The following is a 17,552-nucleotide window of genomic DNA, read 5'->3' as shown; positions in this document are numbered from 1 at the left end:
AAGTAAACTCCGATGCATTAAATCGACTTTATCTTGAAAAGCTGAGTGCATTTTTAACAATTAAAGCAAAAACATATGGATCAATATATAATTCAGAAAAAGTGATGACCGGATAAGACAATAGGCTTGTTTTTCTGGTTGTTTCACTTTTGTTTTTTTTAGTTTTTTGGGGGAGGTGCCAATCAATGGAAATACATCTAAATGCTTACACTGCAGTTATAATTTTTGTTTTTTTTATAATTGCGTTGATTACAATTATTGTCTTTCGCCTAGAACTGAAAAAATTGAGGAATATTTACAGCTTTCGGATGAAGAAAGTGCCTCTCAATGAGCAAGAAATTGAGATGCATGTAAAGGATTTGGCTGATGAGCATTCGAATTTCATGACGAACAATATCCCCAATTGGCCTGTGCCAAGATTAGCTGAAAACTATAATTTTATTCTTTCCGTTTATAACGATTTGAGTTCAGATGTACAGCTAAATGAACAGTTTTCTCCAGTCTCGGAATGGCTGCTTGACAATTTTTATTTTGTTGAAGAACTGGTGGAAGAATTACGGAGAAGTTTATCAAAGAAAACATTTTCAAAACTGCCGGATTTGAGGGGCGGAGATTTCAAAAGTTATCCACGAATATTTGCGTTGATAATGGAGCTGGTGACCCATACGGACGGCAAAATTAATGAAGATAATTTATTGAAATATATGAAGGTTTACCAGCAAGAGAACATTCTTTTTGACAGAGAGATATGGGCAATACCTGTCGTGATGAAAATTGCGCTGATTGAGAATATACGGCATATCTGCGAGGATATCCAAGAAACGCAGAACCAGCGACACAGAGCCGAAGAGATATTTGAAAGATGGAACAATGGCGAGGACATGGTTGGAATATGTGATTCAGTCAGAATAAGCATAAAAGAATTTGATGAAACCAATTTTTTATTTATAGAACATTTGTTATATCATCTCAGAAAATCGGGAAAAAATTACACCGATTGTTTAAATGTCATTGAAGAAACCCTTGAAAAGCAGGGAACAACCATTGAGAAATCCATCCGCAAGGAAAATGAGTTCCAATCATCAAATACAGTCTCAATGGGAAATTATATAACCAGTCTTAAATATTTTTCAACCTTGGAATGGGCAACTATTTTTGAGGAAATCAGCTTTGTCGGGAAAATACTGAAAGAGGATCCTGCAGAAATTTATCCATTGATGGATATAGCCACAAGAAATTATTATAAAGGAAAAGTGGAGGAACTTTCAGCCATTTATGGTGTTTCAGAAACATATCTAGCGAAAGAAGCGATTGAACTAACTAAAAAGGCTTATCCAGAATTGAAAGATTCAGATGTTGAAAGCAGCGGATTTGAGAGAACCAATCATGTGGGCTACTATCTGATCGGCAAAGGGACAGAAATTTTAGGCGAAAAGCTAGGTGGAAGCAACAAAATAATTCCCAAAATAAGGAAGATGGTCAAGAAAAATTTAGGGCTGCTATACTTCGCCACAACGAGTTTAATGTTGGTGACAATTATTTGGGCAACGGTTCGGTATGCAGTTTCAAATGCATCACAAAACACAATTCTGATTGCAGTCATTGCTGGTTTGGCAGTTTTGATACCTTCTTCAGAAATAGCGTTATGTGCAGCAAATCATTTCTTCGGCAGCCGGCTTGGGCCTGCATTTTTCCCAAAACTGGAATTGAAAGATGGAATACCTGAAGATATGGGGACGATTATTGTTGTGCCGGCAATTCTTCCTGATGAGAAAAGGGTTGAAGAACTCCTGGGAAATCTGGAAAGACATTATCTGTTAAATAAGGAAAATTATTTATATTTTGCGTTATTGGGGTGTTTTAGAGATGGGGACTCTCCAGTTGAAGCAGATGATTCGAAGATAATTGAAAAGGCAATAAATGGCATAAAAGAGCTGAATCTGAAATATAGCGATCCCACAACTGAAAGGTTTTATTTTTTCCATAGAAACAGATACTTCAGTAAAGAGAATAATAAATGGATTGGTTGGGAAAGAAAAAGGGGCGCATTGCTTGAATTTAACGATATGATCCTTGGTTCGAAAGAAACGTCGATTGTTTATGCTTCGCCAGTTTTTCCAACCTCTAAAAAGATTAAATATGTGATTACTCTGGATAGTGATACCATACTGCCTATGGATGCTGCAAAAAAAATGATAGGCATAATGGCACATCCTTTGAACAGACCTGCAATTGATAAAGAGAAAGGGATTGTAACGGAAGGATACGGCATTCTGCAGCCTAAAATTGATGTTGAAATGGAAAGCACCAACGCCACTTTCTTCTCGAGAATATTTACTGGGCAAAAATATGCAGATCCCTATGCTGAAGCTGAATTCGACATCTACCAGGATATTTTTGGTGAAGGTATATTTACAGGAAAAGGAATATATGATTTGGAGGTGTTCCAAACCCTTTTGAAAGACACTTTCCCTGAAAATGCCATCTTGAGCCACGACCTTCTGGAAGGATCTTATTTGAGGGCGGCACTTGTTTCAGATGTGAGGTTAGTGGATTCATTTCCCGCAACATACAATTCCTTTGTTAAGAGGGAGTACCGTTGGGTCAGAGGCGACTGGCAGTTGCTTCCGTTTATCTTCGGTAAAAACCACCTTTCAGCATTATCAAGATGGAAAATGATGGACAACCTGAGAAGAAGTCTGGTAGCGCCAAGCCTGATTGCTTTGCTTACCCTAGCGCTGACCGTACTGCCAGGCAGCAAAATGTATTGGATAGGTTTGTATGTGCTGACCTTGGCGGTGTACCTTATTTCCAATGTATTGGGAAGCACAACAAGATATTTGAAGTCTAACCGGCATAGCCAGCGCATAAGGACAAAAAAGTACTTGCCGACAATTGGGGGAATCAAAGCAACCTTTTACCAGGCAGCCCTGAAACTCATTTTTTTACCTTACCAGTCCTATTTGATAGTACGTGCAGTATTGGTTACGCTCTGGCGTGTTTTCATAACAAAAAAAGATTTGCTTGAATGGGTAACTTCGGCAGCTGAGGAAAGGAAAAACAACAATTCATTAAAAAGCTATATACGGGAAATGCAGTCTTCAATCTGGATAGGACTGGCCGTTTTTCTTTTGGCGTTATCCTTTCATTCGGAAGCAATTGTTTTTAGCTTCCTGTTTTTTGTTCTGTCGTTGAGTGCGCCTTATATAGCCTATGCGATCAGTCAGAAAAAGTCAGAAAAGCCATGCACCCTCACCAAAGACCAGCTTTTCGAAATCAGCAGGATCGCAAGGAAAACCTGGTGCTATTTTGAGGAATTTGCAAATGCTGAGAACAACTATCTTGCCCCGGACAACTATCAAGAAGATTCCCCTAACGGCATTGCTCACAGAACCTCACCAACCAACATCAGCCTGGGATTGATGGCTATCCTTACAGCCCGGGATTTTGGATACATCGGAACAAAAGAAATGAAAGAGAAGCTCTCAAATACAATCACCTCGATTGAAAAAATGGAAAAATGGAATGGGCATTTGTATAACTGGTATGATACGAAATCATTGCGACCGTTGCTGCCCAAATATATTTCCACTGCCGACAGCGGTAATTTAGTAGGCTATTTGATAACTTTGTCTGAAGGTTTAAAGGGGTATCTTAAGATGCCGCTAACTGACCTGCAATTTCTAAAGGGAATCAGGGATACCCTGTACAATGGTGGAGAAGATGGAATGGCTATTTATCAATCGCTTGGATTTGAACAAATTCAATCAATCGACATGTTCTCATGGAACAGGATTGTGAGGGGTTTTTCAATAAGCGATAAATTTGATGGCATCAAAAGTGAGCCTTGGAGAAATAAAATCAAAGAAATGTTAGTGACGTTCAATGATGAGCGTCTAGCGTTTATGCCAGCTATTGATTTGATTGAAAAACTTCCGGAGAGTCTTTCTGCTGGTTGCTTCTCAGATTACAAAGTTGACATTGAAGAGATTACTGCTCTTTTGAAGAACAACCCGATTTTAGAGGATTTGCCGGATGTTTATGCTCATGCGGAAGCTATCATCGGGAAAATGATGTTTGGCATGGCGCAGCTTGAAAAAGAATGCCCTGCAGACCTAGTTTTCCTTTCTGAATTGCAACAACGCTTGGCTGTATCCTCTAATGCTGTAAGCAGCTTTTTATCGGATTATGAAGAGTTGATTCGCAGGGTGGATTCTCTCTCAGATAACACAAAATTTTTACCATTGTTTGACGAGAAAAAACAATTATTCTCTATTGGCTTTGATCTCGAGGTAGGGGAACTAACCGATTCTTACTATGATCTGCTTGCTTCAGAGGCACGCCAGGCAAGCTATATAAGCATAGCCAGAGATGAAATTCCTCTTGAACATTGGCTCAAATTAAGCCGATCTTTAACAGTGGATGACGGATATAAGGGGCTAGCATCCTGGTCTGGGACAATGTTTGAATATCTTATGCCGGTTTTGATCATGAAGAGCTACAAAAATACGATGCTGGATGAAACCTATAATTTTGTCATTCGTAGCCAGAAAAAATACGGCAAACAGAATGAAATACCTTGGGGAATATCCGAATCCGGCTTTAATGACACGGATGTGAATTTAAGCTATCAGTATAAGGCTTTCGGTGTGCCTTGGCTCGGTTTAAAAAGAGGCTTGATGGAAGATACTGTGGTATCCCCCTATTCAACATTGTTGGCACTCCAGATTGATCCTGAAAGTGCAGCCCAAAACATCGCATATCTTAAGGAGGAAGGGCTGGAAGGAGCTTACGGTTTTTATGAAGCAGCTGATTACACACCCGACAGACTGGTGATTGACGATAAGAGAAGTATTATCCGGGAATTCATGGCGCATCATCAAGGTATGGGGTTCATGGCCATCAACAATTTTTTGCATGGTTTTATCATGCAAAAACGTTTTTTCGAAAATCCTGCCATGTATGCTTCTCGATTTTTACTTCAGGAGCCGGTTCCATCTGCTGTTTATAACTTTAATTTGAAAGCGAAAACAGTGAAAATTCAAATTGACAAAAATAAAGTGTACAAAGACAGCAGGCTTACAAGGACCTTCAAGACTGCTGATCCTGTTTTACCGAAAGTCCATCTTCTCTCAAATGGTAACTATTCCGTTATGATCACGGATAGAGGGACCGGATACAGTAGCTGTAACGACATAGCGATCACGAGATGGAGAGAGGACAATGCAGCGGACAAGTACGGAATGTTTTTCTATATCAAAAATGTAGCCACAAATAAAGTGTGGTCCTCAGCTTATGCACCGCTGTACAAAATCCCTGAAAAATATGAAGTGGTTTATACAAACGACAAAGCCGTTTTCAAACGAACGGATGGAGATATCCATACGCAAACTGAAGTTATCGTTGTTCCGAAGGAAAATGTTGAAATCAGGAAAATGACTTTGGGAAATGCCGGAGACAGCTCGTGTGATATTGAAGTGACAAGCTATTTTGAAGCCGTAATGACCACACAAAATGAAGATATTGCGCACCCTGCATTTTATAAACTTTTCAAGGAAACAGAGATTCTTAAAGATATCAATGGCATCATTGCCACCAATCGGCCAAGGTCTTCCTCTGATAAAAAAATATGGACTGCTAATTTTGCCGTGGTTGAAGGGGAAACCATGGGGGACATGCAATTCGAAACAGACAGGATGCAGTTTATCGGACGAAACCGTGATTTAGGATCCCCGGCAGCCATGGATGATGACCACCTTCTTTCAGGTACGGACGGAACTGTGCTCGATCCCGTCATGAGCATGAGACTGAAAGGAAGAATACTTCCAGGAAAGTCCTTGCAGATATCCTATGTCACTGCATTCAGCGAAACCAGAGAAGAGTTGTTGATCTTAATAGAGAAATATTCCCAGAATGAATTCATCGACCGGGGGTTCACTCTAGCTCACACAAGCGGGCACCTCGAAGCAGCTTACCTGGACATAGCGCCTTCTCAACTGGAAATTTACCAAAATATGACAGCAAGCATCTTGTTCAGCGGTCCTTCCCGAAGGAAATTCCAGGAATTGATCGAAAAGAACACATTGGGGCAGTCTTCACTATGGCGCTTCGGCATTTCCGGAGATGATCCGGTTGTATTGTTGGTCATAAACAGTACCGATGGGATTAGGCTGCTCGATCAAATTTTGAAAGCTCATGAGTATTGGATGTACAAAAAGTTAAAGGTAGATTTGATAATACTATGTGAGGAAGTTAACAGTTATAACCTCCCGCTGCATACTTCTATCATCGAGACCTTAAATTCAAGCCATATCCATCAATTGGTAGGGAAATCAGGGGGAACCTATATAGTCGACAAAAGCAAAGCAAGTCTGGAGGAAGTCCATCTGCTGTATGCCGTGGCTAGGATAATCATAAAAGGCGATGGCGGGAACTTGAGTGAACAGTTGGAAGAAATAAGTGGAAGGGAATCGGAAACGCAAAAAGCAAGAACCTATGCCAAAGCAATCAGCGCATATGCCAGTCCTGCTTCTGAAGTGCCTGAGCTACTTTATCCAAATGGATTAGGCGGATTCACTGAAGATGGCAAGGAGTATGTCATTCGAATTGAAAAAGACCAAACTACCCCTGCTCCTTGGATTAATGTGATTTCAAATCCCAAGTTTGGTTTTACCGTCTCTGAATCTGGAGCAGGGTATACTTGGTACGGAAACAGCCGCGAAAACAAGCTGTCCACATGGTCCAATGATCCAGTCAGTGACAATCCGGGTGAGGTTTTGTATCTCAGAGATGATGATACAGGAGAATCATGGACAGTAACAGCGTCACCTATCAGGGGAAAAGAAGCCTATGAAATAAGCCACGGGTTTGGTTATACAGAATTTAGGCATGCCAGCCACGGAATTGAGCAAAAATTAGTCCAATTTGTTCCTGTAGAAGAAAGCATTAAAATCAGCATTTTAACACTTTCGAATTCATCCAACGAACAGAGAAGCCTATCTCTGATCTACTATGTGAGACCGGTTATGGGTGTAACAGACCAAGTTACCGCGATGCACATAAAAACAAGCTCAAACGCAGCCGGGGTCCTGTTGATGGAAAATCCTTACAATGAAGAATATAAAGCAGGAATTGTTTTCATGGACATTTCCTTGGAAAACAAAAGTGTCACAGGAAACAGGGTAGAGTTTATTGGCTCAGGGAGTCTAGCCAATCCTGAATCCCTGAGAAAAGAAAAGCTTACGGGAACGGTTGGAATTGGTTTTGATCCGTGTGCGGCTATGCAAGTCACTGTTTCACTGAATCCAATGGAGGAAAAGGATATCGTACTCACTTTTGGTGCAGCTGAAACAACTAATGATGTGGATCAACTTACGAATAAATACAGGAATGTTCAGGAATCGTATCGGGCGCTGACAGTTGTAAAAGAATCCTGGAAAGAAAAACTTGAAGGGATTCAGGTTACGACCCCTGATATGTCAATGGATCTTATGCTGAATGGGTGGCTTCAATACCAAACCCTTTCCTGCCGACTTTGGGCGCGTTCGGCATTTTATCAGTCCAGCGGTGCGTATGGGTTCAGAGATCAGCTTCAAGATTCTTTAGCTGTCGTTCACATAAACCCTGAAATTGCGAAAAAACAGATTCTTCTTCATGCAACGCATCAGTTTGTGGAAGGGGATGTACAACACTGGTGGCATGAGCCCAGCGGGAAAGGTATTCGTACCCGATTCAGTGATGATCTTCTTTGGCTTCCTTATGTGACCATGGAATATGTGAACATAACGGGGGATAAAGGAATATTAAAATCGGAATTGCCGTATCTGGAAAGCGACTTGCTTGAAAATGGGGAACAGGAGAAATATGGAATTCCTTCCATTTCGAATAGGTCTGCTACATTATTTGGACATTGTATCGCAGCCATAGAGAAAAGCTTGAAATTTGGAAATCACGGACTTCCTTTAATGGGTTCAGGTGATTGGAATGACGGTATGAATATGGTTGGGAATAAAGGGGCAGGGGAGAGTGTATGGCTGGGCTGGTTTTTGGTAACTGTGCTTAAAAAAATCATTCCAGTATGCATTGAGATGGGAGAATCAGAACTTTCAGAAAAATACTTCAATATAATGAATCAGATCACTGAATCTATTGAGCGGTCCGCTTGGGATGGCAACTGGTATATCAGAGCCTATTTTGACAATGGCATGCCTCTGGGTTCGGCAGAAAATAGCGAAGGTAAGATTGATTCAATTGCTCAAACTTGGGCGATCCTTTCTGAAGCGGGAAATCCGGAAAGAGTCAGACAGGCGATGAAATCGGTTGAAGATTATCTCATCATCAGAGAAGACGGGGTGATTAAACTTCTTGCTCCACCCTTTGACACCAGCGAAATGGAGCCCGGGTATATTAAGGGGTACAGTCCAGGTGTCCGTGAAAATGGCGGGCAGTACACGCACGCAGCCGCATGGGTCATCATTGCATTCGCCAAACTTGGCGACGGAGACAAGGCTCATGAGCTGTATGAGCTCATTAATCCCATTAATAATTCAAGGAACCAGAGGGAATGTTCTACATATAAAGTTGAGCCGTATGTGATGGCTGCTGATGTTTATGCTGTCCCCCCTCATTCTGGGCGAGGCGGGTGGACGTGGTATACAGGATCGGGAGGATGGATGTACAAGGCTGGGTTAGAATCTATATTGGGGTTCCAAAAACTCGGGAATAAGCTGTTAATCGATCCATGCATCCCTCAAAAATGGCCAGAATACACGATAAGGTACAAATATTTTGAGTCCATCTATAACATAACGGTCAAAAATCCGGAAGGCGTCAATAAGGGAGTGAAGACGATAGGAGAAGGAAGCGATACCCGAGAAGGCAACATTTTGGAATTGGTTAATGATGGGAAAGTGCACGATATTGAAGTATTGATGGGAAAATAGGTAAAACGGATTTTTGTTCGATATTTTGATCAAGTAGCTTATTGGCTGATGAGGAGTTCGGTTCAACTCGGACTCCTCATCAGCCAATTTTTTACATTTAGCGGTGATTACCTCCACTACCTCATCATTCAGCTTCATGTCACCTAAGGCAGTCGTATTCCTTCATCAAACTCAATTTGACATACGATGAAAGCGCGGATAATCTTTCAATATTCAGCAGGGGTTGCGTTATAATAGGGTTAAAGAAAATTGTTTGTTGCTTAGCGTCTTGATGGCTGCTGAAGATAGTGATTGCGGTATTTCGATTCGGGAAAGAAGGGCTTTTTATGCAAGAAAAAGAGGGCATAAAATTTTGGAGTGAGACTCCTGAAGAGGTGCTTCAAGCTGTACAATCCAACACAAACGGTCTGGCTGCTGAGGAAGCAGCAGTAAGGTTGAAACAGCACGGACAAAATACGCTAAAAGAACAGAAAAAAAATACGCAGCTTAAGGCCCTCCTCAGCCAGTTCAAAAATCCTATCATCCTCATTCTGCTTGTTGCAACCGGAATATCGGCTGCAACAGGGGAATGGATCGATGCGATGATTATCCTAGCCATCATCTTGGCGAGTGCGACTCTCAGTTTTTATCAGGAATATACCGCGGGAAATGTCATTGCGGAGCTCCGGGCAAAAGTGCAGGCAAAATCAGTCGTCCTTCGCGATGGCAAGCCAATCGAGATTGCATCAAAAGAGGTAGTCCCGGGCGATATCATCAAACTTTCAACCGGCAGCCTCATTGTCGCAGACGGCTTGATTCTGGAAAGCACGAATTTATTCGTCAACCAGTCCATCCTCACCGGAGAATCCCAACCTTCCGAAAAGAAGCCGGACAAGGTCAGTGCAGACGCCAGTCTGGAGGAACGCACCAACTGTGTCTACACGGGCACGAGTGTACAGAGCGGAAATGCCACGATGTTGGTTGTGGAAACGGGAGCAAGTACCGAATTCGGGCAAATCGCCGATAAGCTTTCTTTGCGCCCGCCGGAAACGGAATTTGAACGTGGTGTGCGACGATTCGGTTATTTATTGACTGAAATCATGCTTGTCCTTACCCTTGTCGTTTTCGCGATCAACGTCATCATGAACAGGCCAGCCATTGAAGCCCTGCTTTTCTCGGTTGCCCTTGCAGTTGGGATCACGCCGCAGCTTTTGCCGGCAATCATCAGCATCACCCTTTCGAAAGGATCCCGCATCATGGCGAAGGAGGGAGTAATCGTCCGCCGTTTGACTGCAATCGAAAACTTCGGAAGCATGGATATCCTCTGCACCGATAAAACTGGCACCTTGACGGAGGGGAACATCCGCCTTGATGGTGCGGCAGATGTTTCCGGGCAGCCTTCCGATGAAGTGTTCCGCCTGGCCTATTTGAACGCAAGCTTGCAGACCGGTATGGCAAATACGCTGGACGAGGCCATCAGCGCATCCAAAAATGTGGATATCAGCACCGTCAAAAAGCAGGGGGAAATCCCTTTTGATTTCAACCGTGAACGCCTGAGCGTCATTGTTCAGGAGGACGGCCAGTGCACACTGATCGTGAAAGGGGCCTTGAACAGTGTGCTAACCATCTGCACGCGGGTTGAAATCGCTGGTTCCGAAAAGGCAATGGATGGACAGATTCAGTCCGGCATCCAACAGCTTTACGAAGAGTGGAGCGGCCAAGGGATCCGCATCATTGCGGTCGCCAAAAAGACGGTGCCCATGCAGGGGAAATATGTGGTTGAAGACGAAAAGAATATGGTTCTGATGGGTTTTCTGCTCCTGTTTGACCATCCTAAAGGGGACGTTTCGCAAACCATTTTCGACTTGGAGCGTAAAGGGGTCAGTCTGCGAATAATTACCGGGGATAATAAGTTGATCGCCTTGCACACTGCCGAGGCGGTAGGGCTGAACGTCACGGGCGTTCTGACCGGTTCGGAACTGATGAAGCTGAGCGACGAAGCCTTGTGGGCTAAAATTGAATCCACTACGGTGTTCGCCGAAGTGGATCCCAACCAGAAGGAACGGATTATCCTCGCACTGAAAAAGAAAAATCATGTGGTGGGCTATATGGGTGATGGCATCAATGATGTGCCGGCGCTGCACGCCGCAGACGTCAGCCTATCAGTGGACAATGCCGTTGATGTGGCTAAGGAATCCGCTGATTTCGTTTTGATGGAAAAAAATCTGGAAGTGCTGAGCCGCGGTATTGTGCTGGGAAGGACAACCTTTGCCAACACGCTCAAATACATCCAGGTCACCACCAGCGCCAATTTCGGAAATATGTTCAGCATGGCGGGGGCGTCTTTATTCCTGCCGTTCCTGCCGCTGCTTCCTAAACAAATTCTTTTGATCAATTTCTTGAGCGATTTCCCTGCGATAACCATCGCCAATGATAGTGTGGATAAGGAAACAGTTGAAAAGCCGCTCAGGTGGGATATCCATTTTATCCGCGACTTTATGTTTGTCTTCGGGCTGGTCAGTTCGGTTTTTGATTACTTGACGTTTGCCCTGCTGTTCATCGGATTTGATGCCAAGCACGGCCTGTTCCAGAGCAGCTGGTTCATTTTTTCAGTACTCACGGAATTGCTTGTGTTGTTGGTTATGCGCACGCATAAGCGGTTCTATAGGAGCAAACCCGCCCCAATCTTGCTGTATTCATCCATCGTTGTGGGCATAATCACTTTGCTGATCCCGTACCTGCCGTTCCATCAATACCTAGGCATTGAGCCGATCCAGCCACTGTTGTTGCTGTCGTTGTTCCTCATCCTGGCTCTGTATGTGATCCTCACAGAAATAGCCAAGCATTATTTTTATAAAGCAAAGGCGCAATCGGATCAAAAGAAAGTGCGCAGATAAGTAGAGCGGCTTCCGCTTGGGCTTATTCATTATCCAGATCATCGCAAATATCCGCTTGTACATGAAGGATACGAAAAAATGAGCGGGCAGCAATGCAAAATGAATTTTTGTAATCAAAAGAAGCGTAACGCCCAAGTGAGGGTGTTACGCTTCTTTTGCGCGCTTGCTTTGGAATCTTGCCTCTTCCTGCACCAGTCCCAAGAAATAGTCCGAGGCTTTCGAAAATACCTGATATTTCTTCCATACGAAATGAAGCCCGACTTCAAGGCGCGGTTCCAACGGGCGGAAGCACAAAGCGCTGCCTTCACCGGTATGGATGATGGCATCCAAGCACAGAGCATAATGGCTGTTTTCCTCCACCAGCAGGGAGGCATTGTACAGAAGATTATAGGTTGTGACGATGTTCAGGCTGCGTTCGTTTCCTCCGAGCCAGCCTGCGAGTTCATTTTTGACCAGCATTTGGTTCGAACAAATGACCGGTTTACCCCTCAGCTCTTTCGGTGTGATGCTTTCCAACTCAGCCAGCGAACTGTCTTTCTTCATCAGGACGCCCCAGATATCCTTCGTGGGCAACTTGATGAAATCATATTTTGCCATGTTCGTCGGCTCCACAAGTACCCCGAAATCGAGCAGACCTTTGTCCAACCGGTCCGTGACATCCTCGGCATTGCCGCTGAACAGATGGAATTTGAGCAGCGGGTGATCCGATTGGGCTCTGCTGATTGCGCGCGCTATGATCCGCATGCCTTCGGATTCGCCCCCGCCGATATAGATGTCTCCGCTGAATTCAGTGTCATCCGCGTTCATTTCCGACTCGGTCTTCTCTACGAGCTGGATGATTTCCTCGGCCCTCTTTCTGAGCAGCATGCCATCATCGGTCAAAGAGATCTTGCGGTTGCCTCTAATGAACAGTTGCTTGCCGAGCTCCTCTTCCAGTTCTTTCATTTGTCTGGAAAGGGTAGGCTGCGTGATATGCAAAAATTCCGCAGCTCCCGAGATGCTCTGTTCCCTTGCAATCGTCAAAAAATACTGCAGCACTCTGAGTTCCATGTGATCAACTCCTTCAGCACTATTTTAGCGCTTCTTGCTATGCCTTTCAAGTATGACAAGCTATCTGACATAGGTATTTGATGTTCTTGCTGATCCGATGTATTCTATTCTCAAGAGGAGTGAGACGAGTGGACATAACTGAAGAAATGCTGATCACAAATCTGAAGGATGCCGGCTGCGATGACAAAACAATCGTTGCTTTTCTGCAATACCGCCAAACGAACGAACAGGTAAAACAGATGGATTTGCTTAAGAAACAAAGACACAACTTATTGGATAAAATTCATGAGGATCAGAAAGCAATCGACTGCTTGGACTACTTGCTTTATAAACTAAAATAATAATACAAATCAGGGGGAAAAGAATATGATCGGAACGATCGCAGGAATATTGACAACATTGTCATTCGTACCACAGGTTATCAAAGTTTTGCAGACAAAGGACACGAAGGCTATTTCGCTGGGGATGTACCTCATGTCAGTTATAGGTATCTTCTTATGGATGGTTCATGGATACGTAATGGGGGACATGGCACTGTTGATTGCCAACCTCATCACTTTCTGCTTGGCTTTGGTTATTTTGATCGCCAAATTAAAATATAAATAAATATTTGGATCAGTTCACGCTGATCCTTTTTTATTTTTTAACAAAGTCTATTATAATGGATGAGAGAGGTGGTGCAATCATGTTGGAAGAATTGGCGTTTGAAATTGCGAAAGAGGCGCATGCCGGACAGACGGATAAAGCCGGGCTTGATTATATTCTGCATCCGCAACAAGTGGCTGCGATGGTGACGACGGATGAGGAGAAGGCAGTCGCGCTGCTGCATGATATCATCGAGGATACGGACGTGACTGCCAATGAATTGTTGGCTAAAGGCTTGCCGGACAATGTTGTCGAAGCTGTTAAGGCATTGACCAAAAAGCATAACCAAAACTATGCCGCATATTTGGCTGGTGTTAAAAAGAACCGGTTGGCCACTGCCGTAAAGCTGGCGGATCTGAAGCACAATTCGGATTTGAGCCGTTTGGGGAAAATCACGCAAAAGGACAGGGATCGGGCAGAAAAATACCGTCAGGCAATCGAATATTTATCGGATTGAAACCCCAGCAGATTATCTGGCTGCAAGTTATCGCCAGTGAAAATTAATACAAAAAATATAAAATGGACACTAAATTCCTCGAATGAAGGATTTAAGTGTCTATTTTGTTTTTTCAAGATGAATCCAATCAGTTTTCCGCATGTTGGTGCCCCTATAGTAAGTGATGTAAGCTTTTTCATTTTTCAATTCCAGAAATCGGAAAACAATGGAAGTGTTTTGTAAACGGTTTTATACTTCTGTGTATACCCGGGGAATACATAAAAGGAGAATCACTATGAATCATACAGAAACCGCAAAAGAAATCATTCAAATAATCGGTGCAGATAACGTCTCTTAGTTAACACATTGTGCAACCCGACTCCGTTTCAATGTTAAGGACATTTCCATCGTTAACATGGAGCAATTGGATAGAGTTGAAGGCGTCATCAAATCCCAATATAAAAATGGACAACTGCAAGTGATCATCGGCGCAAAAGTGGGTGGAGTTTTTGAAGAAATGCAGAAGCTGATAAGTCTGAACGAAGATGTCATCGTGCAGAAAACAGAAACGAAGAAGAACGTGGTTTCGCAAATTATAGAAACGATATCAGGAGTTTTTGGACCAGTGATTCCAGTCTTGATCGGCTGCGGGATGATAAAATCCGTGACAGCTGTTTTGACAACTTTTTCCCTTATATCAACTGAAAGCAGCACTTTTGCCATTTTTAATATGATCGGTGATCTATTGTTTTATTTCTTTCCGTTCTTTCTGGCTGTCAGTTCGGCTAAGAAGTTCAAGACCAATGAGTTTTTGGCAATAGCTCTTGCCGGCGCATTGATGTATCCCACGATCCTGAATGGTGCTTTGCAGGCTGCAGAGACCGGCGTGAAAGCATTGTATTTTATGGGACTGCCTATTTTATTGGTGAATTATAAATCCACAATCATTCCCATCATCATCAGCGTCTGGATAATGTCTTATGTGTATCAGTTCATCAACAAACTAATCCCTGACACTTTTAAAGTGCTTTTTGTCCCGATGCTTGTGCTTTTCATCATGGTTCCACTTGAATTGATAGCGATTGGACCGTTCGGCTCATACATCGGCCAAAGCGTGGCGCAGTTCGTCACGTGGCTATACAACGTTAATGGTGTTGTCGGCGCCTTCCTGTTCGGAACTTTCCGCCCGTTACTGATAATCCTGGGGATGCACTATGCGATCACTCCGATCAATACGCAATTGATTGCAGAATACGGGTTTTCCGTCATCTCTCCGGCCAATCTGACCGGCAATTTGGCTCAAGCGGGTGCAACTTTGGCCGTATTTTTCCTGCTCAAAAATAAAACCGAGAAAAGTTCAGCTTTTACGAGTGGCATCACTGCCTTGTTTGGTGTAACCGAACCAGCAATGTTCGGATTTAACTTGAAATACAAAAATCCTATGCTTTGTGCCATGTTGGGCGGAGGAATCGGTGCAGCCTACATGAACTTCTTCGGTGGCGGGGCTACTGCAATCATTTTGCCGGGCATCTTGGCTTTGCCTACGTATATTGCTGATAGCTATATTCATGTATTGATTGCAGTTGCGATAAGCATCTCCTTTGCATTTGTAGGCACGCTCGTTTTAGGGATCAAACAAGCTGAAGAAATTGAATCGAAAAACGAAACAGAACAACTGCTCACAAAAAAAATTGCAATGGTCCAACCGATACCAGGAACCATCATTCCACTGTCTGAAGTGAAAGATACTGTTTTTTCAACAGGCATGTTGGGGGAAGGGTATGCAATTGAACCGACCGAAGGAACAGTATGCGCTCCTTTCGAGGGCAACGTGATTATGTTGTTTGAAACTAAACATGCTATCGGGCTGCGTAACGATGACGGAGTTGAAGTTCTGATTCACATCGGGCTGGACACAGTTGAATTAAATGGTCAGGGGTTCGAAACGCTTGTCCAAGAAGGGGATCGGATCTCTGTTGGTGACGTCCTAGTCAGATTTGATAAGAATTTCATCCAATCTAAGGGCTATGACCTCACCACACCGGTAATTGTGACGAATGCAAAGGTATTCAGTTCATTGGATTTTACGGTAGATGAAAAGCCATTAGTCTTAAATGTAGGAGCTGCAAAATGACAGATACATTTTTATGGGGTGGTGCAATCGCAGCTAACCAAGCTGAGGGAGCTTATCTGGAGGATGGGAAAAAGCTGACCGTAATGGATGTGGTTCCTCAAGGTCTGAATCGACGTAAGATAAAACAAGGGTTGATCGATTATAAAACGCTCTATGACGAGAAAACTTACCATTACCCATCCCATTATGGCATAGGTTTTTATCACACTTACCCCGAAGACATTAAACTACTGGCAGAAATGGGCATCACGGCTTTTAGGACTAGCGTGTCATGGACAAGAATCTATCCCACCGGCGAGGAAAAAGAACCAAACGCCGCAGGACTCCGCTACTACAAATCGTTATTTGAACTGTGCAAATCATATGGAATCGAGCCGGTAGTGACCATCAGTCATTTCGACGTACCGTTGCATTTGGTCGAAACGTATGGGTCTTGGAAAAACCGGAAGATGATCGACTTCTATTTGAAGTATGCCCGTAGCCTGTTCGTTACGTTCAAAGGGCTCGTAAAATACTGGATCACCTTCAATGAAATCAATGTAATTCTGCATAATTCCTTTTCTGGAGCAGGGCTTATCCTATGTGATGAGGAAAATCCTGAACAAGTGAAATACCAAGCTGCACATCATGAATTAGTTGCTAGCGCAGCAGCTACTAAAATGGCTCATGAAATCGATCGTGAAAACCAAATCGGCTGTATGTTGGCCGCGGGAGACTATTATCCGTTCTCTTGCCATCCAAAAGATGTTTGGTCGGCTCTGAATAAAAATCGCGAAAGTTATTTTTTCATCGATATTCAGTCCCGTGGCACCTACCCAGCGTATGCCGACAGGTTATTCGCTGAAAAGGGAGTCCAACTCGTTACCGAAAAAGATGATTTTCTTATGCTGTCGAATCACCCGGTCGATTTCATCGCACTCAGCTACTACACGTCTCGTTGTATTTCATATAACGATACAGAGGGGAAAACGGAATCAAATATCATGACATCCATAAAGAATCCCCACCTTGAAAGTAGTGATTGGGGATGGCAGATGGATCCCCTTGGACTCAGGACTACTTTGAACACTCTCTATGATCGCTATCAAAAGCCGCTCTTCCTGGTGGAAAATGGATTGGGCGCAAAGGATGTCCTAAAAAACGGTACGGTAAGCGATGATTACCGGATCGAATATCTCCGACAACATATTCAGGCCATGAGAGAATCACAGCGGGATGGTGTTGCGATGATCGGTTATCTAGCCTGGGGTTGTATTGATTTGGTGGCCGCTTCCACAGGGGAAATGAGCAAACGCTATGGATTCGTCTATGTGGATCGGGATGATGAAGGGCAGGGTACTAATGCGCGATTTAAGAAAAAATCTTTTGACTGGTATAAGAAAATAATTGCGTCCAACGGCTGTTGTCTCGATGGATTTCCAGATTCTGGAAATTCTTAGTCAGGGGATCTGTAAACAATTATAATGATT

At 43.4% G+C, this 17,552-nt stretch carries 7 protein-coding genes and 1 pseudogene; 7 read left to right on the top strand and 1 reads right to left on the bottom strand.

All coding sequences use genetic code 11. The annotated features are described in order from the left end of the window. Nucleotides 1–185: 185 nt before the first annotated feature. Complete coding sequence (locus tag C7R73_RS05910) at nt 186–8,942, top strand: glycoside hydrolase family 94 protein (protein ID WP_106449601.1); 8,757 nt, start codon at nt 186–188, stop codon at nt 8,940–8,942. Between the two features lie 326 nt (nt 8,943–9,268). Further along, nucleotides 9,269–11,818, top strand: coding sequence for a magnesium-translocating P-type ATPase (gene mgtA / locus C7R73_RS05905; RefSeq protein WP_106449600.1), 2,550 nt, complete (start codon nt 9,269–9,271; stop codon nt 11,816–11,818). A 144-nt stretch (nt 11,819–11,962) separates the two neighbouring features. Here the strand turns inward: mgtA and C7R73_RS05900 are convergent, their stop codons facing one another. Further along, the gene (locus C7R73_RS05900) at nt 11,963–12,868 is read right to left on the bottom strand and encodes a LysR family transcriptional regulator (protein ID WP_106449599.1); all 906 of its coding nucleotides are present in this window, start codon (nt 12,866–12,868) and stop codon (nt 11,963–11,965) included. A 128-nt stretch (nt 12,869–12,996) separates the two neighbouring features. Here C7R73_RS05900 and C7R73_RS05895 point away from each other — a divergent pair, with 128 nt between their 5' ends. The 5 genes and pseudogenes from C7R73_RS05895 to ascB all read left to right on the top strand — a co-directional run bounded on the left by C7R73_RS05895 (nt 12,997) and on the right by ascB (nt 17,522). Further along, nucleotides 12,997–13,209 (top strand): hypothetical protein, encoded by a 213-nt coding sequence (locus C7R73_RS05895; RefSeq protein WP_205076478.1) that lies wholly within the window; start codon nt 12,997–12,999, stop codon nt 13,207–13,209. A gap of 25 nt (nt 13,210–13,234) precedes the next feature. Beyond that, nucleotides 13,235–13,474, top strand: coding sequence for a SemiSWEET family sugar transporter (locus C7R73_RS05890; RefSeq protein WP_086986456.1), 240 nt, complete (start codon nt 13,235–13,237; stop codon nt 13,472–13,474). Nucleotides 13,475–13,553: 79 nt separating this feature from the next. Next, entirely contained in the window at nt 13,554–13,970 is a 417-nt protein-coding gene (locus C7R73_RS05885) for an HD domain-containing protein (protein ID WP_106449598.1), read from the top strand. Nucleotides 13,971–14,307: 337 nt separating this feature from the next. Further along, nucleotides 14,308–16,083 (top strand): annotated as a pseudogene (locus C7R73_RS05880) (beta-glucoside-specific PTS transporter subunit IIABC); the annotation flags it as partial. Continuing rightward, nucleotides 16,080–17,522 (top strand): 6-phospho-beta-glucosidase, encoded by a 1,443-nt coding sequence (gene ascB, locus C7R73_RS05875; RefSeq protein WP_106449597.1) that lies wholly within the window; start codon nt 16,080–16,082, stop codon nt 17,520–17,522. The pseudogene C7R73_RS05880 and the gene ascB, both read left to right, overlap by 4 nt. Nucleotides 17,523–17,552 lie beyond the last annotated feature (30 nt).

The sequence above is a fragment of the Trichococcus alkaliphilus genome (assembly GCF_003008695.1).
Taxonomy (GTDB): Bacteria; Bacillota; Bacilli; order Lactobacillales; family Aerococcaceae; genus Trichococcus; species Trichococcus alkaliphilus.
The sequence above is the reverse complement of the archived record's forward strand: the minus strand, read 5'-3'. Positions and strand labels throughout refer to the sequence as shown.